We start from the raw sequence: 20,687 nt of genomic DNA, 5'->3' as shown, positions 1-20,687 counted from the left end.
GGGCGCGGCGGCATCAGGAATCCGGCTTGTCCGCTTCGTCTTCCAGTTGCGCGAGCCGGTTGTAGATCGTCTTCAGGCTGACGTCGAGCACTTCGGCCGCCTGCGCCTTCACGCCGCCGCATTGCGCGATCGTGCCGAGGATCAGCCGCCGGTCGACTTCCTCGAGCGGCGTGCCGAACGGCACCGTCACGCGATCCTCGTGCGAATCGACCATGTTCGACAGCTCTTCCATGATCGGCGGCGGCAGCGTCTCGATCACGTCCGCATCGCTGAAGATGCTCGCGCGCTGCACGAAGTTGCGCAGTTCCCGCACGTTGCCGGGCCATTCGTGGGTCTTCAGCGCTTCGCGCGCGGCCGGCGCGAAGCGCAGATGCCGGCCGCTCTCTTCGTTGAAATGCTGCAGGAACGCGTCGGCGAGCATCGGGATGTCGTCGCCGCGCTCGCGCAGCGGCGGCAACGGAATCGGAAACACGTTGATCCGGTGAAACAGGTCGGGCCGCAGCTTGCCGTCCGCCATCGCGGCTTCCGGATCACGGTTCGTCGCGGCGACGATGCGCACGTCGACGTCGATCTCGCGCGTCGAGCCGAGCCGCGTGAGCCGCCCCGTCTCCAGCACGCGCAGCAGCTTGACCTGCGATTCGACCGGCATCTCGGTGATCTCGTCGAGAAACAGCGTGCCGCCGTCCGCGCGTTCGAAGAAGCCCTTGTGCTGGCGCTCGGCGCCCGTGAAGCTGCCGCGGTCATGGCCGAACATCTCGCTCTCGACCAGGTTCGCGGCGATCGCGCCGCAGTTCACCGCGAGAAACGGGCCGCGGCGGCGCAGGCTCAGGTCGTGCACCGTCTGCGCGGCGAGTTCCTTGCCGGTGCCCGATTCGCCCGTCAGCAGCACCGACGCCTCGGTGCGCGCAACGCGGCCGATCGCATCGTAGACGGTCTGCATCGCGGGCGAGCTGCCGAGCATGCGGCCGAAGCGCCCGAGGCGCTTCAGCTCCGAGCGCAGCTCGGCAATCTCTTCGTGCAGCGCGGTCGTGCGCGGCACGCGCGCGAAGATGCTGTTCAGCCGCTGCATGTTCAGCGGCTTCACGAGATAGTCGGTCGCGCCGCGCCGCAGTGCGTCGATCGCGGTTTCGAGGCTCGCGTGGCCGGTGGTCAACACCATTTCGCAGTGCGATCGTTTCGGCAATGCATCGAACAGATCCATGCCGTTGCCGTCCGGCAACACGAGATCGCACAGCACGAGATCGGGGGTATGCGTCGTGACGAGCGTGCGCGCTTCTTCGAGCGTCGCGGCCGTATCGCATGCGAGCTGCTGCGTGCGAGCGAGCGTCGCGAGCATCGTGCGCGTATCGGCATCGTCTTCGACGATCAGGACATAGGGCATCGAGGCTTCCTGGTGAGAGGCGGCCCGGCGCGGGCGCTGGCCGGTACCGCGACGGATATGCGGCGCAGCACGCGCGGCCGGCACATAGCGACGCCTTCCGCTCTGCACACCAATGAGCGGATCGGCCGTCCTGCAATGAAAAATGCTGCTTGGAAGTATAGGAGACCGCGGTCGCGCATTCATCGCCCATCGAATAAATCTATCTGTCGCGGTGGCCCGCATTGCCAGATTCAATGTCGCGCCGTTGGTATAAAAGGTAAGCTCCCTACAGGAAATCGACGCATGCCACGTCGATTTTTCATCAGACCTCCACAATATTCGGTCAAATCTTCCTGATTCGATATCGCGCCATGGCGAAAACCGGCGATGACGGCGCGCGGCTCTTCGGTCGCTCGCGTACGATCCAGGCCCTTTTACTGAAGGTGTCGCGCGTCGCGACCACGCACGCCAGCGTGCTGATCGTCGGGGAAAGCGGTGCGGGCAAGGACATCGTCGCGCGCCTGCTGCACGACCTGAGCCCGCGGCGGCGCGGGCCGTTCGTCCCCGTCAACTGCGGCGCGATCGCGCCCGACATCGCGGAATCGCACCTGTTCGGTCACGAAAAAGGCAGCTTCACCGGCGCGGTCGCGCAGCATGTGGGCATGTTCGAAGCCGCGTGCGGCGGCACGCTGTTCCTCGACGAGATCGCGGAAATGCCGGGCGAGCTGCAGGTCAAGCTGCTGCGCACGCTCGAATCGAACACGATCGTGCGCGTCGGCGGCCACGAATCGATTCCGCTCGACGTGCGGATCGTCGCGGCCACGCATCACGATCCCGTCGAGGCCGTGCGCAGCGGCCGGCTGCGCGAAGACCTGTTCTACCGGATCGCGATGATCGCGCTGCATGTGCCCCCGCTCAGGCAGCGCGAGGACGACGTCGGCGATATCGCTCTCCAGATCGTCGAGCGGCTGAACGCGCGGCACCGCACGAGAAAGCGCCTGTCGATGCAGGCGATGAAGGCGCTGCGCGCGTATACGTGGCCCGGCAACGTGCGCGAACTGCGCAATGCGCTCGAGCGTGCGTTCATCCTCGCGGACGAGCAGATCGACCTGCAACTGCCGCGCCGCCAGCCGCCGCACGAGGAAGTGCGCCACAACGCGATGACGCTGCATATCGGCACGACGCTCGCGCACACGCAGCAGCGCTTCATCGCCGCATCGCTGCGGCATTTCAACGGCGACAAACCGCGCACCGCGAAGGCGCTCGGCATCAGCCTGAAGACGCTGTACAACCGTCTCGCGCTGCTGCCCGAGCACGAGCGCAGCGCGGCGAACGGCGCGGCGGCGCCGAACCCCGGTGACGCCATCGCCACCACCAGCGCGAGCGCAGCCCCGCCGCCGGGCGCACTGAATCAGTGAGCACGGCAGCGCATCGCGCACCGGGTTCAGCGCGCCCCGTGACCGCGCATGCTCACGCCATCGCGCGGCACATCGCCGCGCACGTTTCGCACGCGAGCGCGCAATTGCGGCAATGATCGTGTGCGTGCAGCAGGCATTCGGTCGCGCACAGGTCGCACGCCTGCGCACACAGCGCGCACACGCTCGGCACGAGCACACTGCGGCGCGCCATCGCGCCCGACGCGAAGCGGCACAGCTGCGCGCATTCGATATCGAGCGCGATGCAGGCCGCCAGCGCATGCCCGTCGGGTTCCGCGAGGCATGCGGCCATACACGTATCGCACGCGTGCGCACACGCGTCGCACGCAGCCATGCAGTTGTCGTATCGATCGTCCATCGCATCGCTCCTCGTTCCGGTTCGCATTCGTCAGGGTTCGAGCTGCACCTTCATCCGGCCCGGTTCGCGTGCGACCGCATCGGCCATATCGGCCATATCGGCGATATCCGGGTCGGGCACCGTATCGATGCGAATGTCGCCGATGCCGTGAAATATGACGGCTTTCATGTGCGGCCCTCGTTGTCGAAAGCGGGACGGCGAACGTGACCGTCGAACTGATCGAGCAAGGCGCGCGCCCGGGCAACGGCGCTGGCGTCGGGTCAAACTGCGGCGGGTTTGCGACGAGTCGGGCGGCGCCTTCAACGCGGCAGCGCGAACGCGGCCTTCAGGCTCGCGACGATCATCTGCATCGCGATCGCCGCGAGAATCATCCCCATCAGGCGCTGCGTGACGGCCGTCACGCGGACGCACGACTGCGTGTCATACGGCGCGCAGCACCGCCGGATTCGGGCCGCTGTCACGCGGCTGCGATCTGCCGCTCCAATGCCGCTTCCGCCTTCAGGCTGTCGAGATCGCGGCCGATCGTCACGACCGCGAGCCGCGTGTCGCCGCGCCAGTACGCGATCGTGCAGTCGTGCGCGCCGAGGTCGCCGTCGATCTCGACGCGATCCCATTGCTCCGCATGCCCGACGTAGTTGATCGTCATGTCGTAATGCTGACTCCAGAAAAATGGCACCGCGTCGAACGGCTGCTGCTGCCCGAGCATGTTGCGCGCCGCGACGATGCCCTGCCGCTCGGCGACGACCCAGTGCTCGACGCGAATGCGCTGGCCCGTCAGCGGATCGGGCCAGCGTGCGATGTCGCCGGCCGCGTAGATGCCGGGCGCGCTCGTCTGCAGGAAACGGTCGACCGTCACGCCGCGCTCGACCGCCAGCCCCGCGTCCTGTGCGAGCGCAACGTTCGGATGAACGCCGATGCCGACCACCACGACATCGGCCGGCAGCACGTCGCCGGTCGACAGCGTCACGCTGTCCGGTGAGATTTGCGCGGGCGTCGCGCCGAGATGGAACACGACACCATGCGATTCGTGCAGCGCCTTGATCGTGCCGCCGAGCGCTTCGCCGAGCACGTGTGCCATCGGTTGCGCATCGGGTGCGACGACATGCACGTCGAGCCCGCGCGTGCGCAACGCAGCGGCCGCTTCGAGCCCGATGAAGCTCGCGCCGACCACGACGCAACGGCACGCCGTTTTCAGCTTGCCGATCAGCGCGTCGCAGTCGGCGAGCGAGCGAAGCACGCACACGTGCGGCAGATCGGCACCGGGCACGGTCAGGCGGTTCGGTTCGGCGCCCGTTGCAAGCAGCAGCGCGCCGTATCCGACGCGGCTGCCGTCGGCCAGCTCGACCGCATGCTGCGCGGGATCGATTCGTTCAACACGCGTGCCGCACCGCACGTCGATTCGATGGTCGGCGTAGAACGACGGCGCGCGCAGCGGCAGCCAGTCGGCGTCGGCCGTGCCCGCGAGATAGTCCTTCGACAAATTGGGCCGATCGTACGGCGGATCGCGATCGGCACTCAGCAGCGTGACGGGATGCGGATAACCTTCCTGCCGCAGCGTCACGGCGGCTGCGATCGCAGCGGCGCCGCCGCCGACGATCACCACCGATGCGGGCAACCCGGCCGCGTTCAGCGCAGGCGGCGCGGCGGCCGGCCGCGCATCGAGCACGACGGCGCGGCCATCGCGGCGTTCGACGCGCCAGCACGGCAGCCCGTCGAGCGCCGGCGCGCGCAGCCGCGCGCCGGTGCGCAGGCAGAACGCCGCGTGGTGCCACGGGCAGCGGATCGTGTCGCCGACCAGCAGGCCATCGGCCAGCGGCGCGCCGTAGTGCGTGCATTGCGCGCCCACCGCAAACAGTTCGTCGGCGCGGCGCACGAGCAGCACCGCTGCGTCGCCGACGTGGCCCTCAATCATCGCGCCGTCGGCGATGTCGTCGAGCGCGATGCCCTGCGCGAGATCGGGGTGTGAAGACGAGGAATCGCTTCCGGACATGACATCGCTCCCGCAGAGCCAGGTAACGATCCCATTATCGGCGTCCTTCATGAAAAGAACAGGTACAGACGCCCCGCAGCGCACGCAAACACGGACTGTAGCTTGTACGCGATCCATGACCGGCGTAGAACGTCATCGACGTTGCGGCGCAACACGCGGCCGCCGTGTAATCGTAGTTCCGCGCGTACTCCCGCGCGGCCCGCGCAATCCGCGTGCCGCCCCGCCTTCATTCCGTTACCAGGAGCGCTTCCGATGGCCACCGTCCTGTGCGTGCTCTACCCCGATCCCGTCGAAGGCTATCCGCCGCGCTACGTGCGCGACGCGATTCCGGTCGTCGCGCAATACGCGGACGGACAAACCGCGCCGACGCCGGCCGCCCCCGTCGGCTTCCGGCCCGGCGAACTCGTCGGCTCGGTATCCGGCGCGCTCGGGTTGCGCGACTATCTGGAAGCGCACGGTCACACGCTGATCGTGACGAGCGACAAGGATGGCCCCGGCTCCGAATTCGAGCGCCGGCTGCCCGAAGCGGACGTGGTGATTTCGCAGCCGTTCTGGCCCGCGTACCTGACGGCCGAACGGATCGCCCGCGCGCCGAAGCTGAAGCTCGCGCTGACGGCCGGCATCGGCTCGGATCACGTCGATCTCGACGCCGCGGCGCGCGCGCACATCACCGTCGCCGAAGTCACCGGCTCGAACAGCATCAGCGTGGCCGAACACGTGGTGATGACGACGCTCGCGCTGGTGCGCAACTACCTGCCGTCGCATGCGATCGCGCAGCAAGGCGGCTGGAACATCGCCGATTGCGTGTCGCGCAGCTACGACGTCGAAGGCATGCATTTCGGCACGGTCGGCGCGGGGCGCATCGGTCTCGCGGTGCTGCGCCGGCTGAAGCCGTTCGGCCTGCATCTGCACTACACGCAGCGGCACCGGCTCGACACCGCGATCGAGCAGGAGCTCGCGCTCACGTATCACGCCGATGCAGCGTCGCTCGCCGGCGCCGTCGATATCGTCAACCTGCAGATCCCGCTGTACCCGTCGACCGAGCACCTGTTCGACGCGGCGATGATCGCGCGGATGAAGCGCGGCGCATACCTGATCAACACCGCACGCGCGAAGCTGGTCGACCGCGACGAGGTCGTGCGCGCCGTCACGTCCGGGCATCTCGCGGGCTATGGCGGCGACGTGTGGTTTCCGCAGCCTGCGCCGGCCGACCATCCGTGGCGCACGATGCCGTTCAACGGGATGACACCGCACATCTCGGGCACGTCGCTGTCCGCGCAGGCGCGCTATGCGGCCGGCACGCTGGAGATCCTGCAATGCTGGTTCGACGGCAAGCCGATCCGGAACGATTACCTGATCGTCGACGGCGGCACGCTGGCGGGAACGGGCGCGCAATCGTACCGGCTGACCTGACGTAACACAACGCGCGGGTTGCGTGTCGTGGCACGCGCCCGCGCGGTCAGCCGATGCAGGACGCGGCGAGCTTGCCGACCGCGATCACCGCCTGCTCGATCTCCGGCGACCACGGGCTGCTGTAGTTCAGCCGGATGAAGTTCCGATAGCTATCCGTAATCGAGAACATGTAGCCCGGCCCGATCGTGATCCCCTGTTCCAGCGCAAGCTGATACAGCCGCATCGCATCGACCTGCGCAGGCAGTTCGACCCACAGCACATACCCGCCGGCCGGGCTCGAGATGCGCGTGCCCTCCGGAAAGAACCGCGACACCATCGCGCGCATCAGGTTCGCCTGCTGCGCGTACGCCTTGCGGATCCGCCTCAGGTGATGCTCGTAGCCGTCACGTTCGAGAAACTCCGCGATCGCCAGTTGCGGCAGCGACGGCGTCGCGAGCGTGTTCAGGAATTTCAGCTTCTCGACCTGTTCGCGATAACGACCCGGCAGCGCCCAGCCGATCCGATATGCAGCCGTCAGGCTCTTCGAGAACGACGAGCAATGCAGCACGATGTCGTTGCGGTCGAACGACTTCAGCGTGCTCGGATGCATGTTGCCGAAGTACAGTTCGTTGTACACGCCGTTCTCGATGATCGGCAGGTCCGCTTTCGTTGCGAACTCAACCAGCTCGCGCTTGCGCTCGTCGGGCATCTGGAAGCCCAACGGGTTCTGAAAGTTCGGCATCACCATGCATGCGGCGATCGGCTGCGACTTCGCGATCGCGGCCAACGCGGCGATGTCGATCCCGTATTCCGGATGCGTCGCGACCTCGATCGCCTTCATCCCCATCCGCTCGATCGCGTGCAGCATCGCGTAGAACGTCGGCGACTCCACCGCGATCGTGTCGCCCGGCTTCGCGACCGCCTGCAGGCACAGGTTGATCGCCTCCGTCGCGCCGACCGTCACGATGATCTCGTTCGGGTCCACCGACATCCCGTTTTCCAGGTAGCGGCGCGCGATCTGCCGGATCAGCCGCGGATGGCCGGGCGGCAGCCCGTCCGTCACGCCCCACAGCGACTTGTCGCGGCCGGCCGCATACGCATAGCGGTTCAGCTTCTCGAACGGGAACAGGCTCGGGTCCGGATACGGCGAGCCGAGCGGCACCGCGTCGTCGGTGCCGATGGAGCGCAGCGTCGACAGCACGAGTCGGCTCACATCCACCGACGACGAGATCGCGATCGGCTTCGACGGCCGCAGTTCGCGCACCGGCGCATGACCGTCGTCGCGACGCAGGTTCACGAAATAGCCCGATTGCGGCCGGCTTTCCAGCAGCCCGCGGCTTTCGAGCAGCAGGTATGCATGCAGCACGGTCGTGATGCTGATCCGGTGCTGCTGGCTCGCCTGCCGCACCGACGGCACACGATCGCCGTGTCAATACACGCGTTGCCGGATGAGTCTCTCTATGTCGTTCGCAAATTTCTCGTAGAGCTTCATCCGCCTCGCCCCGCCAGCGGTGAACCGGCCCGGGACGCGTGCGCGACCCGGCCGCGCCGATGCACGAAGCCGGATAGCCGTGCCTGGCCGCGGGCGTCCCGGTTCGAGCCTCGTCCGTTACCGAAATTGAAGGCGGATAGCAATGCGGATCCCATCAAGACAAGGATCGGCATCCTACTGCGTCATTTCGACGAATGTAAGTGACAGTTTGGCGATCAAACGCCAAATCCGGTTGGCGTGGTGAACAGATTCAAACGCCCGGTGCGGCACCGCGCTGTGCCAGCACAAGTCGTCTTGCATTTCCGATTGCCGTCAGCCGGCGACGACTCGATGCGCGTATAGCGTGGCGACGCGCGAACTCACGCGTCGTCGACGTTGTCCGCGTAGTGGTCGATCGCGACCTTGCACTCGTCGAACACCACCGTCAGCTGCTCAACGTCGTTCGACTCGACCCACTTGCGGATCTGCAGGAAATAGCCGGTGCCGAGATCGGCGATGCGGGCCGGATCGTCGGTCGTCACGTCGACGGTCGCGATCGCGCGGTTGCCCGGCAGCGGCGACAGCGTCGCCGCGATGTCGAAGCGACGGTACGATTGATCGATGCGCATGCTGTTCTCCAGAAGCGGTTGGAACGCGGCGCTCAGCCGAGCGCCTGGCGGAAGACCTTGCCGCCGAATCCCGTCACGACGTTGTCGACCGAGAATGGCGTGGCCTCCTTCGCCTCGAGAATGATCGCGACGCTGCCGGGCACGAGCCGCGCGGCCACCGTCTCGACGAACGTGCCGTCGAGCAGCGCGTTGCCGGCTGCGTCCGCGAGGATGCCGGCGCCCGCGCCTGCCGCCATGCCGGTGACCACGCCGAGCGGCCCGGCGAGGATCCCGAGCAGGCCGCCCGCGATCGCACCGATCACGCCGCCCTTGAACGGCCGCGATTCGGCGGCGAGCACCGCGAGCTTGCCGGCCGCGTCCTTTTCGACGATGACGCCGTTTTCGATGTGGAATCCTTCATTCTTCTCCGACAGCGCCTCGAAATCGTTCGCGGCCTGACGGGCCGTGTCGACGCTGCCGAACACGGCGACGATCAATTGCTGGGTCATTCGACACCTCTCTCGTATAGATGGGCATGCGCGGCCGCTGCACATCGCGCAGCGCGACGATCCGGGGCCGCACACGCGCGGTGCGCCGGCAACCCGGCGTTCATTCAGATGCCTGTTGCTTCGACACGCGCGCGGACTGCCTCGACATACGCATGCGCGGCCGCCCGCTGCATCGCGACGACGAACGGCGCACGTGCGCGCGCCGGATCGGCGTCACGCGCGTCGCGTGCCTGCCGGTACGCGTCCGACGACGCGTGCTGCAATTCGTTCGCCTGCTTCGTTGCGACGGAATCCGTGCTCATCCGGCACCCTCCTGCAGAGACATCATGCATACCGTTCTCGCGTCACCGGCCCACATGCGCATCCTCCTCGACATCGTCGACGTCGGCCGGAAAGCGATGCTGACCGAAGCTCAGGATCAGCACGCCCACCGCGAGCAGCACGATCCCGAAGGTCGTCATCAGCATCCGCTCGGGGCTGTCGGTCGCGCCGCGCAGGATCAGGTCGCGCGCGAGCGACGTCATCGCGATGAACAGCGGAAACCGCACGGGCAGCCGGCCGAGCCGCAGGTAGCGCACGTTCATCGCGAGCACTTCCAGATACAGGAACATCAGCAGCAGGTCGGTCAGCGACACCTCGCCCGCGAGCACAACCTTCCATGCCTCCTGCGTCATCGCGAACGCGGTCGCGAGACCGATCACGATCAGCCCGGCCAGTTCGGCCGCGTGAAGGAAGTGGCCGAAGCGGCGACGGATGCGCTCGGACGGCGAACAGGAAACGGTAGACGTATTCAAGGTGACGGTCGGTATGAAGATGCGTGAGCGGTACCGGACGGCGGGAAATCCATGCAATGCGCAGTGCAATGCGCGGCATCGAACGCATCCGGCGCCGGCGCGCGGGCCGCACCGGCCGCGCCGGTCGCCTGCTCGACCGCGGACAGCGTCCGCCGGCAGCACGCGTAAAACGCGACACCGGCGTCGGTGCATGCCACGTCGCCATGCTCGCGGCACAGCAGCAGCCGGCAGCCGAGATACCGTTCGAGACGGTCGATCCGGTCGCTCACCTGCGCGTCGCCGAGCTTCAGTGCGGACGCGGCGCCGGACAGGTCGCCATGCTCGACCACCGCGACATAAACACGCATTGCTTCCAGCAGGTTCATGGTGACGCTCCTCGTCGGCGGCGCAGCGGGACCTAATCTACTGCACGCGGCACGCACGCTCAAGAGCACAGCGCCGTGCATGCCAGGAGTACAGCTGCGCGGCCAGCGCGCAAAATCCGGCCCCGTTTGACACATTCGAATGACAGATTACCGCTACCAGTGCAAAGCCCCGCCGAAGCTGCTAGATTGCATGCTCGACGACGTTACGCGGTGCGCGCAGGTCACGCGCCGGGCGGCCGGCCGCTACTGCGGCGGCGGCCCGTAGCGCGATGCGCGCGCAACGTCCTTCATCCGCATGTCACAAAGAGAACAGTCGCATGACACAGTCCAACCGAACGCCATCGCGCGCCGCGGCAGCGGCAGCCGCGGCCCGTCCGTCCCGACATGACTGACCGGCAAGCCGCGATGCAGACACCTCCCCCGCTCTCCCAGGCCGTTCACAGCCCGATCACGCGCAGCGCGATCTTCCTCGTGGCGACGATCAATCCCGGTGCCGATCACGCCGACACGATCCGTTCATGGTGCGGCGACATCGCCGCGCTCGTGCGCTCGGTCGCCAAGCGCGTGCCCGGCGGCAACCTGACCTGCGTGTGCGGCTTCGGCGCCGACGCGTGGGATACGCTGTTCGGCGCCCCGCGCCCCGCGTCGCTGCATTCGTTCCGCGAATTCGGCGCCGGGCAGCGCGTCGCGGTCGCGACGCCCGGCGACATCCTGCTGCACATCCGCGCCGAAGCGATGGACCTGTGCTTCGAACTCGCGACGCAACTGCTCGGCGCGCTCGGCAGCGCCGTCACGGTCGTCGACGAGGTGCACGGCTTCCGCAATTTCGACCAGCGCGCGATGATCGGCTTCGTCGACGGCACCGAGAACCCGGAAGGCCGCGAAGCGGTCGACTTCACGGTGATCGGCAATGAAGATGCGGAATTCGCGGGCGGCAGCTACGTGATCGTGCAGAAGTACCTGCACGACATGGCCGGCTGGAACGCGCTCGCGGTCGAGACGCAGGAGCGCATCATCGGCCGCACCAAGCTGTCCGACATCGAGCTCGCGCCGGACGTGAAGCCGTCGTGTTCGCACAGTTCGCTGACCACGCTCGACGAGAACGGCCAGGAAGTGAAGATCCTGCGCGACAACATGCCGTTCGGGCGTCCGGGCGCCGGCGAATTCGGCACCTATTTCATCGGCTATGCGCGCTCGCCGGCGCCGATCGAGCAGATGCTCGAGAACATGTTCGTCGGCCGCCCGCCCGGCAACTACGACCGCCTGCTCGACTACAGCCGCGCGGTCACCGGCTCGCTGTTCTTCGTGCCGTCGGCCGACCTGCTCGAAGCGCTCGCCGATCGCGCGGCGCCGGCCGCCGACGCCGCGCAACCTGAATCCTCGCCGTCCGCGCCGCAGCGCGACGGCTCGCTGAAAATCGGCTCGCTGAAAGGAACCCAAGCCTATGAATAACCTGCACCGCGAACTCGCCCCGATCTCGTCGTCCGCCTGGGAACAAATCGAGGAGGAAGTGGCGCGCACCTTCAAACGATCGGTGGCCGGCCGCCGCGTCGTCGACGTCGACGGCCCCGCGGGCCCCGAGCTGTCGGCCGTCGGCACCGGACACCTGGTGGAGGTCACCGCGCCGCGCGAGCAGGTGAACGCGCGGCTGCGCGAAGTCCGCACGATCGTCGAGCTGACGGTGCCGTTCGAGCTGAGCCGCGATGCGATCGACAGCGTCGAGCGCGGCGCGCGCGACGCCGACTGGCAACCGGCGAAGGACGCCGCGCAGCGGCTCGCGTTCGCCGAGGACAACGCGATTTTCGACGGCTACCCGGCCGCCGGCATCGTCGGCATCCGCGAAGGCACGTCGAACCGCAAGCTCACGCTGCCGGCGGACGTCAGCGCGTACCCGGACGCGATCAGCGACGCGCTCGAGGCGCTGCGGCTCGCGGGCGTCGACGGCCCGTACTCGGTGGTGCTCGGCTCGGACGCGTATACCGCGCTCAGCGAGGCGCGCGACCAGGGTTATCCGGTTCTCGGCCACATCAAGCGGATCGTCAGCGGCGAGATCATCTGGGCGCCGGCGCTCAGCGGCGGCTGCGTGCTGTCGATGCGCGGCGGCGATTACGAGTTGCACCTCGGGGAAGACGTATCGATCGGCTACACGAGCCATAACGACAAGGCCGTCCGCCTGTACCTGCGCGAGACGTTCACGTTCCTGATGCTGACGAGCGAGGCATCGGTGGCCGTGGCGCCGCAGGGCAATCCGGCGGCCTGACAGCGGTTGCCTGCGCCCGATGCCCGCCCGCCGGGCGTCGCGCGGCCGGCCGCGGCGCCGGCCGCATGTTCGTCGCCGATCGAGCCCATCTTGCATGGAGGATGTCATGAGCGATACGAATGATGCACTGCAGGCGCTGCAAGCGTCGGTCGACAGCCTGAAGAAGACGGTCGACGCGAACGCGGGCAGCGAGGCCGCCGACACCGCCGTATTGTTTACCGTCGTGTCGCTGATGCTGGCCGAGTTGCCGCCCGACACGCGCAACCTGATCGAGGATTCGTTCTCCGTCTGGGCCAATGGTCTGCCGAATGCGGCACTGTCGACGGACGTGAAGCAGATCGCCCGGCAGCGGCTCGCAATGAAACTGTCCGACTGATCGCGGTTCGCCACGGTTGGCGCCATGTCCGGCTCGCACCGTGCAACCCGACCTCTCCTTCGGCTGCCACGTACGCATCGGCTGCGGTGCGCGCGTGGCCGGACACGACCGGTTCGCGTACGCCACCGGCGTGCGCGCTCGCACTGCGGCGCTTCTGCCGCGCTTACCCACCCGCAACGCCGTCCGTTTGCCGGCAACCGGCGCCCTGCGCGCCGATGTCGCACCGCGCTCCGTTCGCGTTCCGCTCCTTCCTGCCTCCAGTCACCGCGCGCAGCGCATGCCGCGCACGCCCGTGCCGCCGCGTGCGCGCCCGTCTGTACTCCTTGCCCCCCGTGTGCGCGCGCATGTGAGGGTGCAATTCGCGGTTGGTCCGGTGTGGAACTGTGTCTTGGATGGCCCCCGCCGATTCGCTATTTTGAACGCAGTCGAAGCGATGCCGTGGGCTCCTCGCAGCACTCGCGCTTCCCGCCCCGACCGCGACCGTGTGACACGCCGGCACGCGCTGCGCGACAGCGTGGGCGCGGCACGCGCACCGCCGCGCCACGCGTCGTGTGTTCGCGGTCGGGACGCGCGCGCGCCGCACCGCATCGGGACTTCACTCTTCGACCCACCTTCACCGACAGGAGCCAGACCACCATGCCCGCACTTTGCGATATCTGCCACGCCCGGCCGGCCGTTGCGCGCGCAACCGTGATGCAGGACGGCGAGCGCAAGACGATCTCGATCTGCGACTACCATTTCCGTCAGCTGATGCGGCATCAGAGCATGTTGAACCCGTTCGATGCGCTGCTGGGCGGCGGTGGCTCGTCGTCGCTGTTCGGCGGGCTCGGCGACGAATCGCCGCTCGCCGCCGAGGTGCCGCGCGAATCGGTCGACCCGACCGACGCGTTCAGCGAACAGACGCTCGAACTGCTGCAGCGCGCGGCCGAGAAGGCGCACGAACTGCGCCGCAGCGAGCTCGACTCCGAACACCTGCTCTACGCGCTCGCGGACACCGACGTGTGCGCCGCGCTGCTGAAGGAACTGAAGCTGTCGCCGCAGGACATCAAGTCGTATATCGACGAGCATGCGCACACCGGCACGGCCGCCCCCGATGCACCGCTCGACAAGCTGTCGATCTCGCCGCGCGTGAAGAAGGCCGTGCAATATGCGTTCCAGGCGTCGCGCGATCTCGGCCACTCGTATATCGGCCCCGAGCACCTGCTGATCGGTCTCGCATCGGTGCCGGACAGCATCGCAGGCACGCTGCTGAAGAAATACGGCGTGACGCCCGAGGCGCTGCGCCAGAAAGTCGTGAAGGTGGTCGGCAAGGGCGCCGAGGACGGCCGCGTCGATGCGCCGACCGGCACGCCGAACCTCGACAAGTTCGGCCGCGACCTCACCGCGATCGCGCGCCAGGGCAAGCTCGACCCCGTGCTTGGCCGTGCGCAGGAAATCGAGAGCACGATCGAAGTGCTCGCGCGCCGCAAGAAGAACAACCCGGTGCTGATCGGCGAGCCGGGCGTCGGCAAGACGGCGATCGTCGAAGGGCTCGCGCAACGGATCGTCAACGGCGACGTGCCCGAGGTGCTGCGCAACAAGCGGCTCGTCGAGGTCAACATCAACTCGATGGTCGCCGGCGCCAAGTATCGCGGCGAGTTCGAGGAGCGCGCGAAGCAGCTGATCGACGAAGTGACTGCAAAGCAGGACGAACTGATCCTGTTCATCGACGAACTGCATACGATCGTCGGCGCGGGCCAGGGCGGCGGCGAAGGCGGCCTCGACATCGCGAACGTGCTGAAGCCCGCGCTCGCGCGCGGCGAGCTGAGCCTGATCGGCGCGACGACGCTCAACGAATACCAGAAGTACATCGAGAAGGACGCGGCGCTCGAACGGCGCTTCCAGCCGGTGTTCGTGCCGGAGCCGAGCGTCGAGCAGACGATCGTGATCCTGCGCGGGCTGCGCGACAGCCTCGAGGCGCACCACCAGGTGACGTTCGCGGACGACGCGTTCGTCGCGGCTGCCGAGTTCGCCGACCGCTACATCACGTCGCGCTTCCTGCCCGACAAGGCGATCGACCTGATCGACCAGGCCGCCGCGCGCGTGCGGATCGGCGCGACGTCGCGCCCCGTCGACATCCAGGAAGGCGAAGCGCAGATCGCGCAGCTGAAGCGCGAGCAGGACTACGCGACGTCGCGCAAACGCTTCGACGAAGCGAAGCAGTTCGAGGAGCAGATCAACGCGAAGCAGAAGACGCTCGATGAAAAAATGGAGGCGTGGCAGCGCAAGACCGGCTCCGAAACGCTCGAGGTGACGGTCGAGTCGGTTGCCGAAGTCGTGTCGCGGCTGACCGGCATCCCCGTGTCCGAACTCACGCAGGAAGAGCGCCAGAAGCTGCTGAAGATGGAGGAGCAGCTGCGCGAGCGCGTGGTCGGCCAGAGCGACGCGGTGGTGGCCGTCAGCGACGCCGTGCGGCTGTCGCGCGCGGGGCTCGGCCAGACGCACCGGCCGATCGCGACGTTCCTGTTCCTCGGGCCGACGGGCGTCGGCAAGACCGAGCTCGCGAAGGCGCTCGCCGAGACCGTGTTCGGCGACGAGCAGGCGATCATCCGCATCGACATGTCCGAGTACATGGAACGGCATGCGGTCGCGAGGCTGATCGGCGCGCCACCCGGCTACGTCGGCTACGACGAAGGCGGCCAGCTCACCGAGCGTGTGCGGCGCCGCCCGTACAGCGTGATCCTGCTCGACGAGATCGAGAAGGCGCACCCGGACGTCTACAACGTGCTGCTGCAGGTGTTCGACGACGGCCGCCTGACCGATGGCAAGGGCCGCGTGGTCGACTTCAGCAACACGATCATCATCGCGACGAGCAACCTCGGCGCCGCGATCATCATGGATAACCTGACGCAGCCGGAAGCCGCGCGCAAGACCGACAAGGCGATCCGCGGCGAACTGATGCAGGTGCTGAAGGGCCATTTCCGCCCCGAGTTCCTGAACCGGATCGACGAGGTGATCGTCTTCCACGCGCTGTCGAAGGAGAACATCCGCGCGATCGTGCAGATCCAGCTCGACCGCGTGGTGCGCACGGCCGCCGCGCAGGACATCACGCTCGCGATGGGCGATGCGCTCGTCGAGCACCTGACCGAAGCCGGCTACCAGCCGGAGTTCGGCGCGCGCGAGCTGAAGCGCCAGATCCGCCAGACCATCGAGACCAGGCTCGCGAAGGAGATCCTCGCCGACCGGCTGAAGTCGGGCGACCGCGTCGAGGTCGATTACGACGAGGACAGCGGCGAAGTGAAGTTCGACAAGCTCGCCGAGCCTGAAGCGAAGGACACGAAGGACGCGAAGAAAGACGCCGACGGCAAGACGAAACCGAACGGCAAGGCGGCCGCTAACGCATCCGGCGAAGCGAAGGACGGCGATGCGCCCGCCGACGTGCCGCCACCCACCGCGAAATCTTTGGCCAAGAAGTCGTCCGGCGCGAAGAAGGACGCGCACTGAAACCCCGCCTGCCCTGTACCCCGGGGCAAGCATGACCGGCTCCGTCCGACGGACGGAGCCGCACCACGCCGCGACACGGCGCAACCCGAGCCGCCCGCACCGGGCCCGGCTCATGGAGATTCACAATGACAAATCGACGCGAAGTGCCAGGCATCAGGAAGTACGATGGGCCCGCCGGCGGTTGGGGCGCGCTTCGCGCGACAGCCGATGCCGTGCGCACGCAGATGGAAACCATCGAGGCGCCGATCGTGCTGATGCGGACCAACCAGCCCGACGGTTTCGACTGCCCCGGCTGCGCATGGCCCGACAAGGAGCACAAGTCGACGTTCCAGTTCTGCGAGAACGGCGCGAAGGCCGTCACGTGGGAAGCGACGACCAAGCGCGTGACGCCCGAGTTCTTCGCGGCGAACACGGTGTCGTCGCTGCTGCGCATGTCGGACTACGAACTGGAGAACATGGGCCGGCTCACGCATCCGCTCGTCTACGATCGCGCGACCGACACGTTCCGCGCGATCGAATGGGACGACGCATTCGCGCGCATCGGTGAGGTGCTGCGCGCGCTGCCGCCCGAGCAGGTCGAGTTCTATACGTCGGGCCGCGCGTCGAACGAAGCCGCGTACCTGTATCAGCTGTTCGCGCGCGAACTCGGCACCAACAACTTCCCCGACTGCTCGAACATGTGCCACGAGCCGACCAGCGTCGGCCTGCCGCAGTCGATCGGCATCGGCAAGGGCACCGTGTCGCTGGAGGATTTCGACCACTGCGAGCTGATCATCTCGATCGGCCACAACCCCGGCACGAACCACCCGCGGATGATGGGCACGCTGCACGAATGCTCGCGGCGCAACGTGCCGATCATCGTGTTCAATCCGCTGCGCGAGCGCGCGCTCGAACGCTTCGCGGATCCGCAGGACATGATCGAGATGGCGTCGTTCGGCTCGACGCGGATCGCGTCGACGTACTACCAGCTCGACGCAGGCGGCGACGCAGCCGCGCTGAAGGGCATCATGAAGGCGCTGCTGCAGCTCGACGCCGAGCGCGGCGACGTGCTCGACCGCGACTTCATCGCGCAGCACACCAACGGCTTCGACGCGTTCTCGGCCGATCTGCAGGTCACGTCGTGGGACGACATCGAGCGCGCGAGCGGCCTCAGCCAGGCGCAGCTCGAACAGGTCGCGCTCGCGTACGCGAAGTCGAACGCGACGATCGTCACGTACGGGATGGGCGTCACGCAGCACAACAAGGGCACGGCAACCGTGCGCCTGATCGCCGACCTGCTGCTGATGCGCGGCAACATCGGCAAGCCCGGCGCCGGCATCTGCCCGCTGCGCGGCCATTCGAACGTGCAAGGCAACCGCACCGTCGGCATCACCGAGAAACCGTCGGCCGAGTTCCTGAAGAAGATCGAGGACGTGTGCGGCTTCACGCCGCCCGCGCATCACGGGCACGACGCCGTGCAGGCCATGCAGGCGATGGTCGACGGCAGCGCGAAGGCGCTGCTGTGCCTCGGCGGCAACTTCGCGGTCGCGCTGCCCGATCCCGAGCTGTCGTTCCCGGCGATGGCGAAGCTCGACCTGAGCGTGCACCTGGGCACGAAGCTGAACCGCACGCACCTGCTGGTCGGGAAGGAAACCTTCATCCTGCCCGTGCTCGGCCGCACCGAGCTCGACATGCAGGCGAGCGGCCGGCAATCGATCACGGTCGAGGATTCGATGTCGATGGTCCACGCATCGGCCGGCAAGCTCAAGCCGGCGTCGGACCAGTTGCGCTCGGAGCCCGCGATCGTCGCGGGCATCGCGCATGCGACGCTGCCGGACAGCAAGGTCGCGTGGCTCGACCTGATCGCCGACTACGATCGCATCCGCGACCTGATCGACCGCACGGTGTCCGGCTTCGAGGCGTTCAACGAGCGCATCCGCACGCCGGGCGGCTTCCGCCTGCCGCTGCCGCCTACCGAGCGCGTGTGGCCCACGGCGACCGGCAAGGCGATGTTCTCGGTGTACAAGGGCGTCGCGGAAGACGCGGAAGTGCTCGGCGGCGAGAATGTGCTGCGGCTGATCACGCTGCGCAGCCACGATCAGTACAACACGACGATCTACGGGCTCGACGACCGCTATCGCGGCGTGTTCGGGCGGCGCGACGTGCTGTTCATGAACCCGGCGGATCTCGCGAAGTACGGGCTCGAACACGGCGACCTCGTCGACATCGAGACGATCACCGCGTCGGGCCGCACGCTGCGTCTCGAGAAGATCACCGCGATCGAGTACGACATCGCGCCGGGTTCGGTCGGCGCGTACTACCCGGAAGCGAACGTGCTCGTGCCGCTCGACTACATCGACAAGGAAAGCGGCACGCCGTCGTACAAGTCGGTGCCGGTGCGCGTCGCGCGCTCGGCGGTCGTCTGATGCACGCGCAGGCTTGCGGCGCGTCACCCGCCGCGGGCCTGCCTTCGTCATGTCGAGACGCTGCCACGGGCCACCGCATCTCGACCGATGCGGTGGCCCCCTCTTCCTGCTCCGCGTCGAAAGGCGCCCCGCTTACTGCGCTGCAGTCGGCGGCAGATGCGCACCGCCCTGCCGGCGCCGGTACGCGCTGTCGCGCGTCGCGAGCCAGTAGTACAGCGGCGACGTCAGCACCAGCCCCACGAGCCACGACAGGTCCGCGCCGCCGAGATGCGCGGGAATCGGGCCCGCATACATCGGCGTGTTCATGAACGGAATCTGCACGAGAATGCCGATCGCATACGCGAGCAGCGCCTGCGGATTGAAGCGGCCGTAGTTCCCGCCATCCGCCATGAAGATCGACTGGATGTCGTACTTGCCCTTGTGGATCACGTAGAAGTCGATCAGGTTGATCGCCGTCCACGGCACGAGCACGACGAGCAGTGCGAGCACGAGATCGACGAGGTTGCCGACGAAGTTCGTCGATGCGCCGATCGCCGCGTAACAGCACGCAACGAAGATCACGACCGACACCGCCGCACGGGTCTTTGCGGTCGGAATCCATTTGTATGCGAACGTCTGCACCGACGTGATCACCGCGAGCACCGCGCCGTACAGGTTCAGCGCGTTGTGGCTGATCACGCTCAGCAGGAACAGCACCAGCATCAGCGGTCCGAGCGGGCCGGTCGCCTGCTTGACCGCATCCATCGTGTCCGCGCCGGCCGGCACCGCGAGCACCGCGACCGCGCCGAAGATGAACGCGAGCGTCGAGCCGATCGTGCAGCCGAGGTAGGTCGCCCAGAACGTCGACGCGACGCCGACGTCCTCCGGCAGATAACGCGAATAGTCCGATACGTACGGCGCGAACGCGATCTGCCACAACGCCGACAGCGATACCGTCGCGAGCCAGCCCGCGAAGTCGAAGCCGCCGCGCGTCAGGAAATCGTCGGTCGTCACGTGCGTGAGGATCATCCAGAAGCCGACCAGGATCCCGATGCCGAGCACCCACGTGCCGATGCGGTTCAGGATATGGATGAAGCGGTAGCCGACGATGCCGATCAGCCCCGATCCCACCGCGCCGATCACGATGCCGACGGGCACCGGCACCGACGCCGCGATGCCGTGCACCGACTTGCCGGCGAGCACGATGTTCGACGCGAAGAAGCCGACGTACATCACGGCCGCGATCACGGTAACGAGCAGCGCGCCCCACGAACCGAACTGCGCACGGCTCTGGATCATCTGCGGGATGCCCATCTGCGGCCCTTGCGCGGAATGCAGCGCCATCAACACGCCGCCGACCGCCTGGCCGACGACGATCGCGACGATGCCCCACATCAGGTTCAGGTGAAAGAGCTGCACGCCGAGTGCGCCGGTCACGATCGGCAGCGGCGCGATGTTGCCGCCGAACCAGAGCGTGAACAGGTCGCGCACCTTGCCGTGGCGCTCCGCGGGCGGCACGTAGCCGATCGTGTGTTTCTCTATCATCGGGGACGCGTTGCGGTCCACGTTCGTCATGGTGAAGTCTCCTGTCCTGCGCGGCGATGCGCGCGTGCCGTTTCAGCCGACGCGCGTTGGGGTGCGCGCCTGCAATCGGGTCCGGATACGCGAGCGACGACGCGCCGCGTGCACGCGCGGCGGTGTCGGCCGAAGCGGACCATGCGCGGCATGCGGGGACGGATGACATGTCCCGCCGGCACGTGTGCAGCCTCGTTGCGATCCGGATTGGAGACGATGGTGCGCCACCGATGCAGCGACGGAGAAATACTAAAAATATTTCCGGGACATACGAAAAAGCTCTGTAGCGGAAATTTCGGCTTCGGGCTTCTTCAGGTAAGGTGCTA

At 67.4% G+C, this 20,687-nt stretch carries 17 protein-coding genes and 1 pseudogene; 7 read left to right on the top strand and 11 right to left on the bottom strand.

Annotated elements, in window-relative coordinates:
* Positions 1-13: 13 nt before the first annotated feature.
* Positions 14-1,381: a sigma-54 dependent transcriptional regulator gene (locus tag KVT39_RS12205; protein ID WP_034184482.1), complete on the bottom strand. Its 1,368-nt coding sequence runs from the start codon at positions 1,379-1,381 to the stop codon at positions 14-16.
* 350 nt (positions 1,382-1,731) lie between these two features.
* On the opposite strand from KVT39_RS12205, the gene KVT39_RS12200 reads away from it, so the two are divergent.
* Positions 1,732-2,778 carry a sigma-54-dependent Fis family transcriptional regulator gene (locus tag KVT39_RS12200; RefSeq protein ID WP_217589168.1) on the top strand — a complete coding sequence of 349 codons (1,047 nt, stop codon included), beginning with the start codon at positions 1,732-1,734 and terminating at the stop codon, positions 2,776-2,778.
* A 52-nt stretch (positions 2,779-2,830) separates the two neighbouring features.
* On the opposite strand, the gene KVT39_RS12195 is transcribed toward KVT39_RS12200, so the two are convergent.
* The 3 genes from KVT39_RS12195 to KVT39_RS12180 form a co-directional block, all read right to left on the bottom strand.
* Positions 2,831-3,154, bottom strand: coding sequence for a four-helix bundle copper-binding protein (locus KVT39_RS12195; RefSeq protein ID WP_105391569.1), 324 nt, complete (start codon positions 3,152-3,154; stop codon positions 2,831-2,833).
* Between the two features lie 30 nt (positions 3,155-3,184).
* Complete coding sequence (locus tag KVT39_RS37985) at positions 3,185-3,322, bottom strand: hypothetical protein (RefSeq protein WP_254640459.1); 138 nt, start codon at positions 3,320-3,322, stop codon at positions 3,185-3,187.
* A 289-nt stretch (positions 3,323-3,611) separates the two neighbouring features.
* Positions 3,612-5,144 carry an FAD-dependent oxidoreductase gene (locus KVT39_RS12180; RefSeq protein WP_217589167.1) on the bottom strand — a complete coding sequence of 511 codons (1,533 nt, stop codon included), beginning with the start codon at positions 5,142-5,144 and terminating at the stop codon, positions 3,612-3,614.
* 252 nt (positions 5,145-5,396) lie between these two features.
* Here KVT39_RS12180 and KVT39_RS12175 point away from each other — a divergent pair, with 252 nt between their 5' ends.
* Positions 5,397-6,557 (top strand): NAD-dependent formate dehydrogenase, encoded by a 1,161-nt coding sequence (locus KVT39_RS12175; RefSeq protein WP_217589166.1) that lies wholly within the window; start codon positions 5,397-5,399, stop codon positions 6,555-6,557.
* Between the two features lie 46 nt (positions 6,558-6,603).
* Here KVT39_RS12175 and KVT39_RS12170 read toward each other — a convergent pair.
* From KVT39_RS12170 to KVT39_RS12145, 6 genes and pseudogenes are all read right to left on the bottom strand, one after another.
* Positions 6,604-8,028: pseudogene (locus tag KVT39_RS12170) on the bottom strand (PLP-dependent aminotransferase family protein).
* A 359-nt stretch (positions 8,029-8,387) separates the two neighbouring features.
* Positions 8,388-8,636 carry a hypothetical protein gene (locus KVT39_RS12165; protein ID WP_105391572.1) on the bottom strand — a complete coding sequence of 83 codons (249 nt, stop codon included), beginning with the start codon at positions 8,634-8,636 and terminating at the stop codon, positions 8,388-8,390.
* Between the two features lie 32 nt (positions 8,637-8,668).
* On the bottom strand, positions 8,669-9,124 hold the full coding sequence (locus KVT39_RS12160; protein WP_034184486.1) for a DUF1269 domain-containing protein: 456 nt from the start codon (positions 9,122-9,124) through the stop codon (positions 8,669-8,671).
* Positions 9,125-9,228: 104 nt separating this feature from the next.
* Positions 9,229-9,426, bottom strand: a complete 198-nt coding sequence (locus KVT39_RS12155; protein ID WP_034184487.1) for a hypothetical protein — start codon at positions 9,424-9,426, stop codon at positions 9,229-9,231.
* A gap of 42 nt (positions 9,427-9,468) precedes the next feature.
* Positions 9,469-9,918: a phosphate-starvation-inducible protein PsiE gene (locus tag KVT39_RS12150; protein ID WP_034184488.1), complete on the bottom strand. Its 450-nt coding sequence runs from the start codon at positions 9,916-9,918 to the stop codon at positions 9,469-9,471.
* On the bottom strand, positions 9,915-10,283 hold the full coding sequence (locus tag KVT39_RS12145; RefSeq protein ID WP_217589165.1) for a LysR family transcriptional regulator: 369 nt from the start codon (positions 10,281-10,283) through the stop codon (positions 9,915-9,917). The genes KVT39_RS12150 and KVT39_RS12145 overlap by 4 nt, the downstream gene beginning before the upstream one ends.
* Positions 10,284-10,667: 384 nt before the next feature.
* Between KVT39_RS12145 and KVT39_RS12140 the strand changes: the two genes are divergently transcribed.
* The 5 genes from KVT39_RS12140 to KVT39_RS12120 all read left to right on the top strand — a co-directional run bounded on the left by KVT39_RS12140 (position 10,668) and on the right by KVT39_RS12120 (position 18,807).
* Positions 10,668-11,735, top strand: coding sequence for a Dyp-type peroxidase (locus KVT39_RS12140; protein WP_217589164.1), 1,068 nt, complete (start codon positions 10,668-10,670; stop codon positions 11,733-11,735).
* Positions 11,728-12,543: a family 1 encapsulin nanocompartment shell protein gene (locus KVT39_RS12135; protein ID WP_217589163.1), complete on the top strand. Its 816-nt coding sequence runs from the start codon at positions 11,728-11,730 to the stop codon at positions 12,541-12,543. The genes KVT39_RS12140 and KVT39_RS12135 overlap by 8 nt, the downstream gene beginning before the upstream one ends.
* A gap of 106 nt (positions 12,544-12,649) precedes the next feature.
* Positions 12,650-12,919: a hypothetical protein gene (locus KVT39_RS12130; protein WP_034184672.1), complete on the top strand. Its 270-nt coding sequence runs from the start codon at positions 12,650-12,652 to the stop codon at positions 12,917-12,919.
* Positions 12,920-13,555: 636 nt separating this feature from the next.
* Positions 13,556-16,402 (top strand): ATP-dependent Clp protease ATP-binding subunit, encoded by a 2,847-nt coding sequence (locus KVT39_RS12125; protein ID WP_217589161.1) that lies wholly within the window; start codon positions 13,556-13,558, stop codon positions 16,400-16,402.
* Between the two features lie 125 nt (positions 16,403-16,527).
* Positions 16,528-18,807, top strand: a complete 2,280-nt coding sequence (locus tag KVT39_RS12120) for an FdhF/YdeP family oxidoreductase (protein WP_217589159.1) — start codon at positions 16,528-16,530, stop codon at positions 18,805-18,807.
* A 132-nt stretch (positions 18,808-18,939) separates the two neighbouring features.
* Here the strand turns inward: KVT39_RS12120 and KVT39_RS12115 are convergent, their stop codons facing one another.
* On the bottom strand, positions 18,940-20,361 hold the full coding sequence (locus tag KVT39_RS12115) for a cytosine permease (RefSeq protein WP_217589157.1): 1,422 nt from the start codon (positions 20,359-20,361) through the stop codon (positions 18,940-18,942).
* Between the last annotated feature and the right edge of the window lie 326 nt (positions 20,362-20,687).

The sequence above is a fragment of the Burkholderia sp. GbtcB21 genome, from assembly GCF_019091065.1.
Taxonomy (GTDB): Bacteria; Pseudomonadota; Gammaproteobacteria; order Burkholderiales; family Burkholderiaceae; genus Burkholderia; species Burkholderia pyrrocinia_C.
Note: the sequence above shows the minus strand (reverse complement) of the source record. Positions and strands in the feature narration are given on the sequence as shown.